Source organism: Flavobacterium sp. FG139 (genome assembly GCF_057809695.1).
This window is the reverse complement of record NZ_JBMDKL010000014.1, coordinates 1-18345: the sequence shown is the minus strand read 5'-3', so window position 1 is coordinate 18345 and position 18345 is coordinate 1. Positions and strand designations below refer to the sequence as shown.

Here is an 18345-nt window from a genome sequence, read left to right as displayed (position 1 = left end):
AGAAATCTAACTAGTCTAACTGTCTAATAATCCAATTATGAAAGATAAAATTCTATATCAACACCAGCAGTTACTTCAAGACAAAATCGATGTTTTTCGTGATATGATTTCGGGTTTAACCGAAGATGCTCAAAATGACGCCAAAGGTTCGGCTGGCGATAAGCACGAAACGGCATTGTCTATGATGCATCTTGAGCAAGAAAAACTCAATCATAAGCTCAAAGAAATCCTTGATCAAAAAGCAATTCTAGATAAAATTGATGCTACCGCAAATCATACTAAAATTGCTTTGGGAAGTTTGGTACAAGCCAATGGAATGTTGTTATTTATAAGTGCTGCATTACCAAAAATAACAGTTGATAATAAAACCATTATAGCAGTTTCTCCACAATCGCCTTTAGGAAGTAAATTGATGGGAAATGAAGTGGGTTATGAGTTTGAAATTAATGGGACGAAGTATACTATTCAAACCATTCAATAAGAAATCAGAATTCTTAAATAACAATCTCAAATCCAAAACCTCAATTTAAAACAGATTTACTTTAAAATTATATTTTAAATCTTATTTTTAGTTGTAATTTATAACTAATTATTCTTTTTTGGTTTTAATAGTAGAAGTAATACTGCAATTTTGCTTCATCAAATAAATAATTAAAGAAGAAGATTATGTGCGGAATTGTATGCGCCTTCGATTTAAAACAAAAATCAGAAGTATTAAGACCTCAAGTGTTAGAAATGTCAAAAATCATCCGTCACCGCGGACCCGATTGGAGCGGTATTTTTAGTAATGATAAAGCAATTTTAGCCCACGAAAGATTAGCAATTGTCGATCCAGCTTCTGGAAAGCAACCGCTGTTTAGTGAAGATAAAAGTTTGGTGCTAGCCGCCAACGGTGAAATCTACAATCATAGAGCATTACGCAAACAATTTGAAGGAAAATATACATTTCAAACGGAAAGTGACTGTGAAGTTATTCTAGCCTTATACCAAGAAAAAGGTGTTCATTTTATAGATGAATTAAACGGAATCTTCGGATTTGCCATTTATGATGTTGAGAAAGACGAGTATTTTGTAGCTCGCGACCACATGGGGATTATTCCGTTATATATCGGTTGGGACCAACACGGCACCTTTTATGTCGCTTCCGAATTGAAAGCTTTAGAAGGATTCTGTACTAAAATAGAATTGTTTCCACCCGGACATTATTTATCCAGTAAAGATGGTGAGTTTGTAAAATGGTACCACAGAGAATGGACTGAATATGACGCCGTAAAAGATAATGAAACGAGTATTGCGGCCATTAAAACTGCATTGGAAGCTGCGGTACACAGACAATTAATGAGTGATGTGCCTTATGGTGTTTTACTTTCAGGTGGTTTAGATTCGTCTATTACTTCGGCTGTAGCCAAAAAATATGCCCAAAAACGAATTGAATCGGGCGATACAAAAGACGCTTGGTATCCACAATTACACTCCTTTGCCGTTGGTTTAGAAGGTTCACCCGATTTGGCAGCTGCTCAAGTGGTAGCCGATCATTTAGGAACCATTCACCACGAAATAAAATTTACCATTCAAGAAGGGTTGGATGCCGTTCGTGATGTAATTTATAATTTAGAAACCTATGATGTAACGACCATTAGAGCTTCAACGCCAATGTATTTAATGGCTCGAGTTATCAAATCGATGGGAATCAAAATGGTACTTTCAGGCGAAGGTTCCGACGAATTGTTTGGCGGCTATTTGTATTTTCACAAGGCTCCTAATGCTCGAGAATTTCACGAAGAAACTGTTCGAAAATTAAGCAAACTGCACATGTACGATTGTTTACGTGCCAATAAAAGTTTGGCGGCATGGGGAATTGAAGGACGCGTACCGTTTTTAGACAAAGAATTCATGGATGTTGCTATGCGCATCAATCCACAAGATAAAATGATTAACGGCGAACGCACGGAAAAATGGGTGCTTCGCAAAGCATTTGAAGATATGTTGCCAGCCAGTGTCGCTTGGAGACAAAAAGAACAATTTAGTGATGGTGTTGGCTACAGTTGGATTGATACCTTGAAAGAAATGGTAGCCGTAGAAATTTCTGATGAGCAATTGGCTAATGCCAAATACAAGTTTCCACTTCAAACGCCAACGTCTAAAGAAGAATATTATTACCGTTCCCTATTTACAGAACATTTCCCAAGTGATGCTGCTGCATTGTGCGTGCCACAGGAAGCTAGTGTGGCTTGCAGTACCAAAATTGCTTTAGAATGGGATGAAGCTTTTAAGAACTTAAATGATCCATCAGGTAGAGCAGTGGCCCATGTGCACGACGATGCTTATGTTAAAATATAAATATCATTTGATAAAATGATGTTGAACGATTAGAATCAAGAGTAGTTTACTTGATTTTAAATTGAAGTTTAGTTTGTTTGTTTTAAAAACGCCTTTCTCTTTTGATTGGCGTTTTTTTTATGTGTAAAGAATAACCAGTCAGCTAGTTAAGGTTTTTATATCTTTTAATTATCTAAAAAACGGCTTTAAATCAATTAAAATTTATTAAAACATAAATGTTGATAACTTGTGCTATAAATTGCTTAAAATCGCTTTAAAATCGTCTTTGCTTTTGTATATTTGCGTGTTAGACAAAAATCATATATACGATATAATTTATTATGAGCGACGAAATTAAAAAAAATAGCTATTCAGCCGACAGTATTCAGGCGTTAGAAGGAATGGAGCACGTAAGAATGCGTCCATCCATGTACATTGGAGATACTGGCGTTAGAGGTTTACACCATTTAGTTTATGAAGTTGTAGATAACTCCATTGATGAGGCATTGGCAGGTCATTGTGATACCATCAGTGTATTTATTAACGAAGATAATTCGGTTTCTGTAGAAGATAACGGTCGTGGTATTCCAGTGGATATGCACAAAAAAGAAGGTGTTTCTGCACTTGAAGTGGTAATGACTAAAATTGGTGCTGGAGGTAAATTCGATAAAGATTCCTATAAAGTTTCGGGAGGACTTCACGGTGTTGGGGTTTCGTGTGTGAATGCACTTTCAGATCATTTAAAAGCAACTGTTTTTAGAGACGGAAAAATATACGAACAAGAATACGAAAAAGGAAAAGCAATGTACCCAGTAAAGCAAGTTGGTGAGACAACAAAGCGTGGTACAATGGTTACGTTCCATCCTGATAAAACTATTTTTACACAAACAATAGAATATTCTTATGATACTCTTGCAGCTCGTATGCGTGAGTTGTCGTTTTTGAACAAAGGAATTAGCATTACTCTTACCGACAAAAGAGATGTGAATGATAAAGGGGAATTTAATTCGGAAATCTTCCATTCTAAAGAAGGTTTAAAAGAATTCGTTCGCTTTTTAGATGGTGGTCGTGAGCCAATTATCTCGCATGTAATTAGCATGGAGCACGAAAAAGGTGAGATACCTGTAGAAGTGGCGCTGGTGTATAATACGAGCTATTCTGAAAATATTTTTTCGTATGTAAATAATATCAATACACACGAAGGAGGTACGCATTTACAAGGATTCCGTATGGGATTAACTCGTACGCTGAAAAAATATGCGGATGCTTCAGGGTTGTTAGACAAATTGAAATTTGAAATTTCAGGTGATGATTTCCGTGAAGGTTTAACGGCTATTATTTCAGTAAAAGTATCCGAACCACAATTTGAAGGACAAACCAAGACCAAATTAGGAAACAGAGAAGTCGTTTCTCCAGTTTCACAAGCAGTTTCTGAAATGCTAGAAAATTATTTGGAAGAAAATCCAAACGATGCCAAAATCATTGTTCAAAAAGTAATTCTTGCGGCTCAAGCCCGTCATGCGGCTAAGAAAGCACGTGAAATGGTACAGCGTAAAACCGTTTTAGGCGGTGGAGGTTTACCAGGAAAATTGTCTGATTGTTCAGAACAAGATCCAGCAAAATGTGAAGTTTATTTAGTTGAGGGAGATTCGGCTGGTGGAACCGCTAAACAAGGTCGTGATCGAAATTTTCAAGCTATTTTACCATTAAGAGGTAAGATTTTGAATGTGGAAAAAGCGATGCACCACAAGGTGTTTGAAAACGAAGAAATTCGAAATATCTTTACAGCACTTGGAGTAACCATCGGAACTGAAGAAGATTCTAAAGCGTTAAATTTAGAAAAATTGCGCTACCATAAAGTAATTATTATGTGTGATGCCGATGTCGATGGTAGTCACATTGCTACTTTAATTCTGACATTCTTCTTCCGATTTATGAGAGAATTAATCGAAGGCGGACACATTTATATTGCAGCGCCACCGTTGTATTTGGTTAAAAAAGGGAATAAAAAAGAATACGCTTGGACTGATGATCAACGTGATTTAGCCAATGAAAGAATGGGCGGAAGCGCTGCTATTCAACGTTATAAAGGTCTTGGAGAAATGAATGCAGAACAATTATGGGAAACTACCATGGATCCAAGTTTTAGAACTTTACGTCAGGTAACCATCGAAAGTTTAGCTGAAGCAGATCGCGTATTCTCAATGTTAATGGGTGATGAGGTTCCGCCTCGTAGAGAATTTATCGAGAAAAATGCCGTTTATGCTAATATCGATGCATAATAGGTTTTGTAAATATACCATTTTAGGGATTTGCTTGTTTTTTACAGGCAGATCCTTTTCTCAAACCGCTCAAACCTTTGAAGAAATTGGTAGGTTTTTAAACGATGCCACTCTGTACTCAGAAAAATATATTACACCTGCCACTGATGCTGCGGTTTATCAGGCTTCTGCAGGTTGGATGACTTCTCCTAAAAAGAGAAAATTATATGACGTTACGTTGGGATTACACGGTAACGTTTTTTTTGTGCCCAAAAGAGATCGAAGTTTTGTAATTAATAATTCTGATTTTTCGTTTTTTACTATTGAAAATCAAACCTCTGCAACAGTTCCGACTGCTTTGGGAAGTGATACACAATATTATTTGGTAGGTCAAATTGACAACAATCAAATCAGAATGGCTGCGCCTAATGGAGTGAATCAGGAAAGTATTTTTTATCCTTATTTACAAGGCTCTATTTCGCTTTGGAAAGGTTTTGAAGTAGTAGGTAAATATTCGGCAAAGGTCAAGCTAAAAAGAGGCAATTACCAAGTGTATGGATTTGGATTGAAACACAATTTCAGTCAGTATTTTAAGTCACTCGAAAAACATAAAATCAATTTAGCCGCACTTTTAGCATATTCTAAAGAAGATATTAGTTTCGACTTTTTAGACACCTATACATCCTATGGTAATTTAGGGATTAATAGAATTACTGGTAAAGTCGATACTTGGCAATTTCAAGTCAGTGCATCTAAAGAATGGAAGCGATTTGAATTAATGGCGAGTGCTATTTCTAACCGAAGCGACTTCAAATATATGTTTACTGGCGAACGCGGTCAAATTGAAGATGTGATTCCTGTTCAGTACATTTTAAATGAAAAATTACGTGATATTTACAAAACCAAATTCAATTATATAGGAGAAATTTCAGGTAGATATCAATTTAGCAAATTTTATGTACAAAGTACCGTAGCATTTGGTAAATTTGTAAACACAAACCTATCGGTTCAATACGAATTTTAATTTATTATCAATATAACACACAATACAATGAAAGTTACCATAGTAGGAGCAGGAAATGTTGGTGCCACTTGTGCTGACGCTATTGCTTACAGAAGAATTGCGAGTGAAATCGTACTATTAGACATTAGAGAAGGATTTGCAGAAGGAAAAGCTTTGGACATTATGCAAACACAAACCACTTTAGGATTCAATACTAAAATGGTGGGAAGTACCAACGATTATTCGAAAACGGCAGGAAGTGATGTCGTAGTAATTACCTCTGGAATTCCAAGAAAACCAGGAATGACTCGTGAAGAATTAATTGGAATCAATGCTGGTATTGTAAAAGGAGTAGCCGAAAATTTATTAGCACATTCTCCAAATGCCATCGTTGTGGTAGTTTCTAATCCAATGGATACCATGACGTATTTAACCTTAAAAGCGACAGGTTTACCAAAGAATAGAATCATTGGAATGGGAGGTACATTAGACAGTTCTCGCTTCAAAACGTATTTATCATTAGCATTGGACAAACCAGCTAACGATATTCAAGGAATGGTTGTAGGTGGACATGGTGATACCACTATGATTCCATTAACGCGTTTAGCATCCTATAACGGAGTGCCAGTTTCACAATTCCTTTCAGAAGAAGAGTTGGCTAAAGTTGCTGCAGATACTATGGTTGGTGGAGCAACGCTTACGGCTTTACTGGGTACTTCGGCTTGGTATGCGCCAGGTGCGTCAGTGGCCTTTTTAGTGGACGCTATTTTAAACGATCAAAAGAAAATGATTCCTTGTTCAGTGATGTTGGATGGTGAATATGGTCAAAGTGATATCTGTATCGGAGTACCTTGTATTATTGGGAAAAATGGTGTGGAAAAAATTGTTGACATCAATTTGAACGAAGAAGAAAAAGCAAAATTTGCTAAAAGTGCCGAAGCAGTTAGAGCAATGAATGCCGATTTGAAATCGGTTTTAGCATAACATTTCAGTAAATAAATTAAAAAGACTGCATTTTTGCAGTCTTTTTTTTGATATTAATGTGTAAATAATTTGTTAATCTTTAGGTTAATTATATATTTGCACGTTTCAAAAAACGTGTAGTCGGGTATTTCTTTTGATTTAACTTGAAAATCAATAGTTTACTTGATATTAACTTGTTTTTTGAAATCCAACAAACAAAAATTAATTAATTTTTAGTAATAATGCAGAATAAAGGACTTATTAAATTTTTCGCAATTCTATTTGCATTGGTAAGTATTTACCAACTTTCTTTCACCTTCGTTTCTAACAGCGTAAAAAATGACGCTAAAGCTTTTGCAAAAGGGAATCAGCAAAAGGAAGTGGACTATTTGAATGATCTTAAAAACAAAAAAGTATTTAGCTTATTTGGGTTAGTAGATTATACTTATGCTGATGTAAGTGCCAAACAAATTAACAAAGGTCTTGACCTTGAAGGAGGTATTAACGTAATCCTTCAAATTTCGGTTAAAGATGTTTTGAAAGGTCTTGCAAACGATTCTAAAAATGCAGTTTTCAATAAAGCATTGGCGGATGCTAAAACAAATCAAAGAGGAAATCAATCGTATCTAGATGCGTTTTTTGAAGCTTTTGATACCAATTCAAAAGGTACAGTAAAATTAGCTTCTCCAGATATTTTTGCTAACAAAAATTTAGCAGATGAAATCAACTTCAAAATGACTGATGACCAAGTTAAAAAGGTAATCAGAAGAAAAGTTGACGAGTCTGTAGAAAGTGCTTTTGGAGTACTTAGAAAACGTATCGATAAATTTGGTGTAACACAGCCAAACATTGCTAAATTAGGGCAAACAGGAAGAATTTTAGTTGAATTACCAGGAGCTAAAGATGTAGATCGTATCAAAAAATTATTGCAATCTACAGCGCAATTGGAGTTTTGGGAAACCTATAAAATTGATGAAATCGGACCATTTTTAATGTCGGCTAATGAGGCGTTGAAAAGTTCTGAAAAAGCGGTTGTAACCAAAGAAGTTAAAACTGCTGCTCAAGATTCATTAACGGCTATGTTAACGAATAATAAATCTAAAGACTCAGTTGCTGCCAGTAAAAAAGGAGGTAACCCATTGTTAGACAAATTTGTTTCTCAAGGTGGAGGACCAGTTTTAGGGGTTGTTTCGGTAAAAGATACTGCTAAAATAAATGCTTATTTCAAAAGACCAGAAATTCGTGCTTTAATACCAGCGGATAAACGTTTCGTTAAATTTGTTTGGGGAAAACCAAATACGGTTAAAAATGACGTTACCAAAAAGGACGAAGAAACTTTTGAATTATACGCTTTAAAAGGAAATAAAGATAACAAAGCGCCTTTGAGTGGTGGTGTTATTACTGACGCAAGAGATACTTTTGACCAATTAGGAAAACCAGCTGTTTCAATGCAAATGAACGGTATTGGTGCTAAAAAATGGGAAGAGTTGACAGGAAATGCTTTTACTACAAAAGGCTATATTGCAATTGCACTCGATAATGTAGTGTATTCAGCTCCAGGTGTTTCTTCAGGACCAATTGCTGGTGGTAGATCTGAAATTTCTGGAAATTTTGATGTTTCAGAAACTAAAGATTTAGCAAACGTATTAAGAGCTGGTAAATTGCCTGCTGCTGCAGAAATTGTACAATCAGAAGTGGTTGGGCCATCTTTAGGACAAAAAGCTATTGATGCTGGTACCACCTCTTCAATCGTAGGTTTCTTGTTAGTATGTTTATGGATGGTTTTCTATTATGGAAAAGCGGGTTGGTATGCAAACATAGCATTATTAGTTAACTTACTTTTCTTATTCGGAATATTGGCTAGCTTAGGTGCTGTATTAACATTACCAGGTATTGCAGGTATCGTATTAACATTGGGTACTGCGGTAGATGCGAACATTATTATTTATGAAAGAGCAAAAGAAGAATTGCGTGATGGTAAAACTTTGGCCGATGCTGTGAAAACATCATACGGTTGGAAAGGTGCTATGCGTTCTATCATTGATGCAAACGTAACTCACGTATTAACTGGTGCGATTTTATTCATCTTCGGTACAGGACCAATTCAAGGTTTTGCAACAACATTGTTAATTGGTATTTTAACCTCATTATTTACGTCAATTTTTATCGCTAGAATTTTTATCGACAGAGATGTGGCTAACAATAAAAATTTAACATTCACTACACCTATCACTAAAAACTGGTTTACTGGTTTCCATTTTGATTTCGTTGGAGTTAAAAAATGGACTTATCTTTTCTCTTCAGTAGTGGTTATTGGAAGTTTAGTTTCTATTTTCTTCGTAAACGGACTTGATGAGGGTGTTGATTTTGTTGGAGGAAGAACGTTCCAAATTAAATTTGAAAAACCAGTTGATCCAACTGTAGTTTCAGACGAATTATCGAAAGCTTTTGGAACTTCTGTTGAAGCAAAAGTATTTGGTGATTCTGATCAATTAAAATTGACTACTAAATACAAAATAAAAGAGGAAGGTACCGCTGTTGATGCTGAAGTTAATAAAAAATTACACGATGCATTAGGGAAATACTTTAACAATATTTCGTATGATAAATTTGTGAATTTATACCAAGGTAAAGTTTACGGAATTTTACAAGGTTCTAAAGTAAGTGCAACCATTTCTGCAGATATTAAAACCAATTCGTTTTGGGCTGTAATCGGAGCTATGTTGGTTGTTGGATTGTACCTAGTAGTTTCATTCCGTAAATGGCAATATTCTTTAGGAGCTATTGCTGCGGTATTCCATGATGTTATTTTCGTATTAGGAATCTACTCTTTATTGTATAAAGTAATGCCATTCCACATGGAAATGGATCAACATTTCATTGCAGCTATCTTAACTGTAATTGGTTACTCTATGAATGATACTGTAATTGTATTTGATAGAATTCGTGAGTTCTTGGCAGGTAACAAAAAAGGGCATTTTAAAGATGTTGTAAATGCTTCTATTAATACTACTTTATCTAGAACGTTAAATACGTCATTGATGATGATTTTAGTGTTATTAACGATGTTCTTATTTGGAGGTGAATCAATCAGAGGATTTATCTTTGCAATGCTTGTGGGTATCGTTGTTGGAACCTATTCATCGTTATTCATTGCAACTCCAGTATTGGTAGACACAATGGGTAAATCAGATTTAGAAGATATTGAAAAACGTCACTTTACTGATCAAGAATAATATTTAAAATTAGTTCATATAAAAACTACTTCAGCAATGAAGTAGTTTTTTTTTGCTTGAATAGCGTGAGATTCCTTTAATATTAAAACGTATTGGTTTGATAAAAAGTTCTTACTGTTAATTACTAAGTTGAAGTTTTGTTATTTGTCAATAGAATGCTTTTTCTTATTTTAAAAATGACAGTACTAGCTTGAAAAGAGTGGTTATTTTAGCTTTAAATCACTTCTTAAATGCTAAACTTGCTATAGTTACTTCACGATTTCTTATTATATAAAAATTCCTGAAATTTAGATAAAAAAAGAGAGCCATTTCGGCTCTCTCTATTTTTTAAGTTGTTGATTAAAAATCGATGTCTTCTGGTAAGGGTTTCTCTGCCATAAATAAGAAGTAAACACCAATCATAATAAATGGTATACTGAGCCATTGTCCGGTTGTAAAAAGCCCTAATAGATTTTCAATACCACCTTGACTTCCTTTTACATATTCTACGGCAAAACGAACCGACCATAGTAAGATTAAGAATATCCCAAAAAGTAATCCGTGTTTTTCAGCCGTTTGTGTTTTCCAATATAAAAATAATAGTATAAAAAAGACAAAGATATAACAGAACGATTCGTATAACTGTGCAGGATGTTTAAGAGGTACTTGCGCTAATAACTCAGCAAATTTTGGATTGTTGACAATTGCGTTGTATGCTTTTTCTGGATCCGCTATTTGTGTTTTATCCATAGCATCTTGAGGCGAAAAAGAATCTCTTACAAATCGAACTCCAAAAGTGGTATTGTCTGTTACTTTACCTACAATCTCCGAGTTAAAAAAATTACCAATTCGAACAAAAATAGCACCACATGCCACAGGAATTACTACTCTATCTAAAACCCACAACATAGGTCTTTTGATTACGTTTTTGCTGTAAAAATACATCACTAAAATAATAGCTATAGCTGCACCATGACTGGCTAATCCTGCAAAACCAGTAAATTGAAATTCGGGTTCAAATTTGAAAGGCAATAATATTTCAAGCGGATGATTTCTGAAGTATTCCCAATCGTAAAAGAAAACGTGACCCAATCGAGCACCAAGCAAAGTAGCTAAAACAGTCCAAATAAATAAAGTGTCGAGTTTGTCTATGGATTCTTTTTCGTTTATGAAAATTCGTTTCATAATGTAATAGCCAAGTCCAAAAGCTATTACAAACATTAAGCTGTAGATTCTTAAGTTAATAGGCCCTAAGTGCATTCCTTCTGATGGGTTCCAAATCATTTTTTTTGGGGTTTTATTGTTTGAAATTTATCAAAAATAGTAATTAAAAGTGTATTACTTTTTAAAATTATGTTATTTGTGAGAACATTTTTTTTCGGGTACAGGGTCGTATCCGCTTTTGCCCCATGGATGGCAGCTGGCTATTCTTTTGATACCGAGATAGGATCCTTTCCATAAACCGTGAACTTTAAGTGCTTCTAAAAAATAATAGGAACATGTAGGCTCAAACCGGCAAGTTGCTGGTGTAAATGGTGAAATGGCACTTTGGTAAAAGCGAATGATCATCACTAATGGAAAAATCAATATTCGTTTTACCATGGTACGTTTGTTAAATAATGAAAGAAGTACCTTCTTTGCCGTCTTTTAATTGAATGCCAAGTGCTAGTAGTCGGTCTCTAATTTCGTCAGAAAGTCCCCAGTTTTTATTGGCTCTTGCTTCATTTCGCATTTCAATTAGCATTTCAATAACACCTTCTAGTTTTTCAGTGCTATTATCACTAGCTTTCTCATTTTTAATACCTAAAACATCAAAAATAAAGGTTTCTAACGTAGTTTTTAAAACTTCTAAATCGAAAGCCGTAATTTGTTCTCTTTTGTCATTCAATAGATTTACAAAACGAATTCCTTCAAATAAATGAGCAATAAGTATTGGTGTGTTGAAATCGTCGTCCATTGCCTCATAGCAATTTTGTTTCCACTCTTCAATATTTAATGTTGAAGTTGAACCAGTTTCCAATTGGTCTATAAGTGCCAATCCTTCCATCAATCGATTGTATCCTTTTTCGCTGGCTACCATAGCTTCGTTAGAAATATCTAAAACACTTCTATAGTGTGCTTGTAGGAAACAAAAACGGACAATATTTGAATTGAACGGTTTCTCAAAAAAAGTATTATTTCCAGTTATTAATTCTAAAGGAAGAATGTAATTTCCAGTTGATTTACTCATGCGAAGCCCATTCATAGTTAGCATGTTGGTGTGCATCCAATAATTTACAGGAGTGGTTCCGTTACATGCTTTTCCTTGTGCAATTTCACATTCGTGGTGCGGAAATTTCAAATCCATTCCACCACCATGAATATCAAATTTTTCACCAAGATATTTTGTACTCATTGCTGTACATTCAAGATGCCAACCCGGAAAACCTTCACCCCAAGGTGAATTCCAACGCATGATATGAGCTGGAGAAGCATTTTTCCAAAGAGCAAAATCTTGTGGATTTTTCTTTTCATTTTGGCCATCTAAATCGCGCGTGTTGGACATGAGTTCTTCAACATTTCTATTGTTCAATTCGCCATAATTTAGACCTCTTTTGTTGTATTCTAAAACATCAAAATATACCGAACCCTGACTTTCATAGGCAAATCCATCGTGTATCAACTTTTCTGTCAACTCAATTTGCTCCAAAATGTGGCCCGTTGCAGTTGGCTCGATGCTAGGCGGTAGAAAATTGAACAAATCTAGGACCTTGTGAAAGTCGACAGTATATTTTTGAACCACTTCCATAGGCTCTAATTTTTCAAGTCGCGATTGTTTTACAAATCGATCATTATCTACATCGCCATCATCGGTTAAATGCCCAGCATCAGTGATGTTTCTAACATAACGTACTTTGTATTCTAAATGCAAAAGATACCTGTAAATTACATCAAAACTCATAAAAGTCCTCACATTTCCTAGATGTACATTGCTGTAAACAGTAGGGCCACAAACATACATTCCAATAGTACCTTCGTGTAATGGTTGGAACGTTTCTTTTTCGCTTGAAAGAGAATTGTATATTTTTAATGTATGATTTTTATAGAGATTCATGCTGTAAGTGTAATGTCAGTAGGTTTATTAAAAAGTAGTTTCCAATTTGATGTATTCTAAGAACTCTTTGCGGGTATTTTCATTTTTGAATTTACCACCAAATTCAGCAGTAACAGTGCTGCTTTCAATGTCTCTAATTCCACGAGAATTTACACATAAATGTTTGGCATCAATAATGCATGCAACATCCTCAGTATTGAGAACTTTTTGCAATTCTTTTACAATTTGTATGGTCAATCGCTCTTGAACTTGTGGTCTTTTAGCGTAATAATCGACTATTCGATTCATTTTGGATAAACCAACTACAGTACCATTAGAAATATAGGCAACATGAGCTCTGCCTACTATCGGCAAAAGGTGATGTTCGCAAGTAGAATACACAGTAATGTTTTTCTCCACCAACATTTCATTGTATTTGTATTTGTTGTCAAATGTTGAAGAACTTGGTTTTTTATTGGGGTTTAATCCACCAAAAATCTCTTTAACAAACATTTTGGCCACTCTGTTAGGAGTTCCTTTTAGACTATCGTCTGTTAAATCCATTCCTAGCGTGGTTAAAATACTTTCAACATCTTTTTTTATAAGTTCAATTTTTTCTTCATCGGTTTTGTCAAAAGCATCTTTTCTCAATGGAGTTTGCTCACTTGAAGCGATGTGATTGTTTCCTATTTCGTCTGTAAAATCTTCGTTGTTACTCATTTTTTTTGATAAGAAATTTTTTAGCAATTTTTTAAATGCAAAGATAAATATTATTGATTTATAAATAGCATATGGGACTTTTATTTTAAAAATTGGAAATTTTAAGATATTTTTCAGTTAAATATATGTATATTTCGCTCCTTAAAATATATTGCATAATGAGAAAAAATACACTTTTAATATTATTAACGAGTCTATTTATCAATTGTTTGTATTCTCAAAATCTTCTCGTAAACGGAGATTTTGAATCGGGAGGAGTAGGATCCGGGTTTAATATTAACAATACAGGATATAACTTCATTGCTTCAGCAACTGGCTCAACCTCTGCTGGAGATTATGCATTCGGAGTCAATCCACAGCCTTATAATTCGTCCAATTTTATATCTGGTTTTGATCATACCACAGGAACTGGAACCGGTAAAATGATGATTGTAGATGGTAGTACTGACGGCGGAAATCCAAGTTTTTGGAAAGCCGGTAATACAGGAGGCGGTGTTTGTGGATTAATCGTAGGAACCACTTATACTTTTAGTTATTGGGTAAAATCAATTTCAAATACGGTTACAGGTGCAACAACACAAGCCGATATAAGAGCAAGTTTCAACAATGCTACTGTTGTAACATCGCCAGCAAGTACACTTGCACCCTTGCCTGCAACAGGATGGCAAATTAGAACTTATACTTTTACTCCAACTAATGCCTGTGTTAATATTGAACTTAAGAATTTTAATGTTAATTCGGTAGGTAATGATTTTGCAATAGATGATTTATCAGTAACACCACCATTGCAACCTTTACAGATAACCTATTCAAGTATTAATACTTCTTGTCCAGGTTCTAATGATGGATCTATTGTGGCTTATGGTATAAATGGGTCGCTAACATACACTTCATATTCATTGTCTGGTACTTCCAGTCAAACCAATACCACTGGAATTTTTACAGGATTGGTAGCAGGAGTATATACTGTTTCGGTGACTGACTCTGCTGGTAATACAACAACTCAAGCTGGTATAACCATTTCTGGACCAACTAATCCATTAACGGTAAATCCAAACGCTGCTGTTTGTGTTGGAACTAGTGTTACATTGTCTGTTGCAGGAGGAACTGGTTACACTTGGACGGCTACTCCTTTGGATGCTTCGTTGACGAGTGTTAATAGTCCAACGCCAACAGTTACGCCACTTGTTACTACAACTTATACGGTATCTTCTTCAGTTTCTGTCAATAAAAATTTAGTAACTAATGGTGGATTTGAATCAGGAAATGCTGGTTTTACTAGTAATTATCAATATTACAATCCAACAAATACAGCTCTAGTTCAAAGAGCGTATGGAGTTGTAGCCAACCCAAATTCATGGGAAACAGGATTTTCTACTTGTGGAGATCATACTTCTGGAACAGGAAAAATGTTAGTTGTAGATGGGTCAATCTTTAATAGCGGTAATGATAAGTTTTGGACACAAATTATTCCAGTTACTGCAGGTCAAAGCTATAGTTTTAGTTATTGGGTTCAGTCATTATCTACTCAAAACCCTGCTTCGATAGATGTATTGATTAATGGTACTTCAATAGGAATTGCTTCTGCTCCAGCAGTAGTAACTTGTGGAAACTGGACACAATATACCTATTCATGGAATTCAGGAGCAAGTACTGTTGCTACTATTTCAATGATTGATAGAATTTTTTCAGCTACAGGTAATGATTTTGCCATAGATGATATTTCTTTTAATACTTCTGTTACGTGTACTTTTACAAAATCAACAGTAATAACTGTAAATCAAAACCCTAGTGTAGTAGTAAACAATGGTATTCTTTGTAGTGCTGTTGGTTCTACAGTTCAAATGAATGCTACGGTTACTCCGGCTGGAGGTCCATACACTTATTCATGGACAGTTCCTGCAACTGCAGTAAATCCTGGAAATGTTTCTACATTTAATGCTTCAGTAATCGGAAATTATACTGTTGTAGTTACTAACACGGCTACGGGTTGTGTAAGTAATACGGCAACAGGAACCGTTTCTGCTACCTTGCCATCATCCAATTGTGCCAGTGCAACTCAAGTTTGTCCTGGTGGTGGAATTCGCTATTGTAATACTACTGGTGTTGCGAGTGCAGGGCCTAGAGGATGTCTAGGGTCAACGCCAAACCCAGCATGGTTTTACATGCAGGTGGGTACTAGTGGCCCAATTGTATTGACTATTTCACAAGGGACAACTCCTACATCCAATAACTTAGATGTTGATTTTATTTGTTACGGACCATTTACAGGCCCAACATGTACTGGCTTAGGTGCTTCAAATACTATTGATTGTAATTACAGTACTTCACCAGTAGAAACTTGTACAATACCAAATGCACAGGCAGGTCAAGTATATATGGTCTTGATTACTAATTTTGCCAATCAAGCAGGAACCATCTTATTTAATCAAACCAATTCAACAAATCCTGGTGCAGGAGCTTTAACTTGTATTGTAAATTGTCCACTAACTATCACTGGTGATAATCAAATTTGTCAAGGAACATCTACAACTTTAACGGCCTCTATTTCGGGAGCTACAACTTATACTTGGACTTCCAATGTACCTGGCTTTACCGCAGGAAATACTCAAGTTATCAATGTTACTGAACCTGGTACCTACAATTTAACGGTAGTTAAACCAGGTTGTAATATTTTGCCAGCTACTTTTACGCTTACTAATTTTCCAATACCAAATACGGCACCAGGTAATGATTTAACTGTCTGTAATTCGACTTTTAATTTGAATTTGAATACGCCAGTAATAAGTAATGGTGTTCCCAGTTTAACAATTTCCTATTATGCTTCTATTAATGATTTGAATAATGGGATTCCAATACCAAATCCGGGGACTTATGCTGGTGTTGATGGTGAAGTTATTTATACGCAAATACAAGACGATGCTACTTTCTGTACTTATAATGGGTTGCCATTTACGTTACATATTGTATGTACTACAACTTGTGACGCAATAACAAATCCATCATCAAATCAAACCATTTGTTTGAATTCTGATCCAGCACCTTTTAGTGTTTCAACAAATTTTACAGGTTCAGATGTGTCTTTTGTTTACTTCAATAGTATTCAAACAGGTTCTAATATGTATACTGGAGGGCTTCCGCTGTCAACGGTAACACCAGCAGCAGGAACAGCTACTTATGATCCTCCAATTTTAGGAAATACAGGGTCACTTCCGAATATCGCAGGAACTTATTATGTATATGCCATAGAAAATCCAACACCAACAGATCCTTTGTGTAGACCTTTTCAAATGATTCAGGTTATTGTTAGTCCTTTGGCTGTAATAAACTTGACTTCTGCGGCTTCAACTACTAATCAAACTGTTTGTGAAGGCACAGCTATTACCAATATTACTTATACTTTTGGAGGTTCAGCGACTGGTGCAACGGTTACTGGTTTACCAACAGGTGTTTCTGCTACTGTTAGTGGAAATACTGTTACTATTAGCGGTACACCATCTCCAGCTTCAGCAACTCCTTATAATTATACTATAACAACTACAGGTGGAAATTGTGGGACACCATCGTTAACAGGAAGTATTACGGTTAATCCGGGTGTTGTATTAACACTTACTTCTCCAACAGCTACCACCAATCAAACAGTTTGTATCAACTCCCCAATCACAAATATTACATATACATTTGGAGGTACTGCGACCAATGCAACCGTTGTGGGTTTACCAACTGGTGTTACAGCTACAGTTTCGGGTACTACAGTAACCATCAGTGGAACACCTACCGTCTCGTCGGCTACACCTTATTCTTATACTGTAACAACAACAGGAGGTAGTTGTGGTACACTTTCTTTAGGAGGTACTATTACTGTGAACCCACTAGCAACAGTTACATTAATTTCTGCACCTGCAACCACTAATCAAACGGTTTGTTCAGGTTCACCAATTACTAATATCGTTTATACCTTTGGTGGTTCTGCCACTGGAGCTACAGTAACAGGGTTGCCAACAGGAGTGACATTTACAACATCGGGAACTACGGTTACTATCAGTGGATCACCTACTGCAACGGGTATTTTCCCTTATACAATAACGACTACAGGTGGAAATTGTGGAACACCTTCTTTAACAGGTACTATTACGGTAAATCCAGTAAGTACTTTGACTCTTACTTCAACAGTTCCTACCACAAGTCAGTCTATTTGTATTAACTCTCCAATAACTAATATTGTATATACCTTTGGAGGTTCAGCGATTGGAGCTACTATAACAGGTTTACCAGCCGGGGTTATTGCAACTATTTCAGGTAATGTGGTTACTATTAGTGGAACACCTACTGTTTCTTCTGCAACTCCATATACTTATACTGTAACTGCAGCAGGAGGAAACTGTGGATTCCCATCTTTGTCTGGAACTATAACAGTTAGTCCTGTTGCTACTTTAACGCTAACTTCTTCACCAGCCACTACTACCCAAACGGTTTGTGCTAATGCAGCTATTACCAATATCACGTACACTTTTGGAGGATCAGCTACAGGAGCTACAGTAACGGGATTACCAACAGGCATTACAGCCAGTACTACTGGAACAACAGTAACTATTTCGGGCAGCTCTAGTGCTGCAGGAACGTATCCTTATACCATTGCCACTACAGGAGGCGCTTGTGGCGCTCCAACATTAACAGGAACTATTACGATACAACCATTAGCGACGTTAACGCTAACCTCTACACCAGCTACCACTTCACAAACGGTGTGTTTGAATGCGCCAATTACTAGTATTACGTATGATTTTGGAG

General features: G+C 35.7%; 11 protein-coding genes. 7 read left to right on the top strand and 4 right to left on the bottom strand.

The features are described from left to right. Positions 1-37 precede the first annotated feature (37 nt). The 6 genes from ACODSI_RS12070 (at position 38) to secDF (ending at position 9782) form a co-directional block, all read left to right on the top strand. The gene (locus ACODSI_RS12070; RefSeq protein WP_488917110.1) at positions 38-481 is read left to right on the top strand and encodes a hypothetical protein; all 444 of its coding nucleotides are present in this window, start codon (positions 38-40) and stop codon (positions 479-481) included. Between the two features lie 185 nt (positions 482-666). After that, a complete protein-coding gene (asnB, locus tag ACODSI_RS12065) occupies positions 667-2340 on the top strand; it encodes an asparagine synthase B (RefSeq protein ID WP_488917109.1) in 1674 nt (557 codons plus the stop codon). Between the two features lie 320 nt (positions 2341-2660). Next, positions 2661-4601, top strand: a complete 1941-nt coding sequence (gyrB, locus tag ACODSI_RS12060; RefSeq protein WP_488917108.1) for a DNA topoisomerase (ATP-hydrolyzing) subunit B — start codon at positions 2661-2663, stop codon at positions 4599-4601. Then, positions 4582-5604 carry a DUF6588 family protein gene (locus tag ACODSI_RS12055; RefSeq protein ID WP_488917107.1) on the top strand — a complete coding sequence of 341 codons (1023 nt, stop codon included), beginning with the start codon at positions 4582-4584 and terminating at the stop codon, positions 5602-5604. The genes gyrB and ACODSI_RS12055 overlap by 20 nt, the downstream gene beginning before the upstream one ends. 27 nt (positions 5605-5631) lie before the next feature. Beyond that, positions 5632-6567 carry a malate dehydrogenase gene (gene mdh, locus ACODSI_RS12050; protein WP_488917106.1) on the top strand — a complete coding sequence of 312 codons (936 nt, stop codon included), beginning with the start codon at positions 5632-5634 and terminating at the stop codon, positions 6565-6567. A 221-nt stretch (positions 6568-6788) separates the two neighbouring features. Further along, positions 6789-9782, top strand: a complete 2994-nt coding sequence (secDF, locus tag ACODSI_RS12045; protein ID WP_488917105.1) for a protein translocase subunit SecDF — start codon at positions 6789-6791, stop codon at positions 9780-9782. A 339-nt stretch (positions 9783-10121) separates the two neighbouring features. Here secDF and lgt read toward each other — a convergent pair whose 3' ends face one another. From lgt to folE, 4 genes are all read right to left on the bottom strand, one after another. After that, positions 10122-11045, bottom strand: coding sequence for a prolipoprotein diacylglyceryl transferase (lgt, locus tag ACODSI_RS12040; RefSeq protein ID WP_488917104.1), 924 nt, complete (start codon positions 11043-11045; stop codon positions 10122-10124). Positions 11046-11117: 72 nt separating this feature from the next. Continuing rightward, positions 11118-11363 (bottom strand): membrane protein insertion efficiency factor YidD, encoded by a 246-nt coding sequence (gene yidD / locus ACODSI_RS12035; protein ID WP_488917103.1) that lies wholly within the window; start codon positions 11361-11363, stop codon positions 11118-11120. Between the two features lie 10 nt (positions 11364-11373). Then, positions 11374-12855 carry a cysteine--tRNA ligase gene (gene cysS, locus ACODSI_RS12030; RefSeq protein ID WP_488917102.1) on the bottom strand — a complete coding sequence of 494 codons (1482 nt, stop codon included), beginning with the start codon at positions 12853-12855 and terminating at the stop codon, positions 11374-11376. 27 nt (positions 12856-12882) lie between these two features. Then, entirely contained in the window at positions 12883-13554 is a 672-nt protein-coding gene (gene folE / locus ACODSI_RS12025) for a GTP cyclohydrolase I FolE (protein ID WP_488917101.1), read from the bottom strand. 158 nt (positions 13555-13712) lie between these two features. Between folE and ACODSI_RS12020 the strand changes: the two genes are divergently transcribed. Then, the coding region (locus tag ACODSI_RS12020) for a beta strand repeat-containing protein (RefSeq protein ID WP_488917100.1) at positions 13713-18345 on the top strand (4633 nt) is incomplete at its 3' end.

Bases quoted from the DNA above. Each gene is read 5' to 3' on its own strand.
- ACODSI_RS12070 (WP_488917110.1), top strand. From the start codon at position 38: ATGAAAGATAAAATTCTATATCAACACCAGCAGTTACTTCAAGACAAA.
- asnB (WP_488917109.1), top strand. From the start codon at position 667: ATGTGCGGAATTGTATGCGCCTTCGATTTAAAACAAAAATCAGAAGTA.
- gyrB (WP_488917108.1), top strand. From the start codon at position 2,661: ATGAGCGACGAAATTAAAAAAAATAGCTATTCAGCCGACAGTATTCAG.
- ACODSI_RS12055 (WP_488917107.1), top strand. From the start codon at position 4,582: ATGCTAATATCGATGCATAATAGGTTTTGTAAATATACCATTTTAGGG.
- mdh (WP_488917106.1), top strand. From the start codon at position 5,632: ATGAAAGTTACCATAGTAGGAGCAGGAAATGTTGGTGCCACTTGTGCT.
- secDF (WP_488917105.1), top strand. From the start codon at position 6,789: ATGCAGAATAAAGGACTTATTAAATTTTTCGCAATTCTATTTGCATTG.
- lgt (WP_488917104.1), bottom strand. From the start codon at position 11,045: ATGATTTGGAACCCATCAGAAGGAATGCACTTAGGGCCTATTAACTTA.
- yidD (WP_488917103.1), bottom strand. From the start codon at position 11,363: ATGGTAAAACGAATATTGATTTTTCCATTAGTGATGATCATTCGCTTT.
- cysS (WP_488917102.1), bottom strand. From the start codon at position 12,855: ATGAATCTCTATAAAAATCATACATTAAAAATATACAATTCTCTTTCA.
- folE (WP_488917101.1), bottom strand. From the start codon at position 13,554: ATGAGTAACAACGAAGATTTTACAGACGAAATAGGAAACAATCACATC.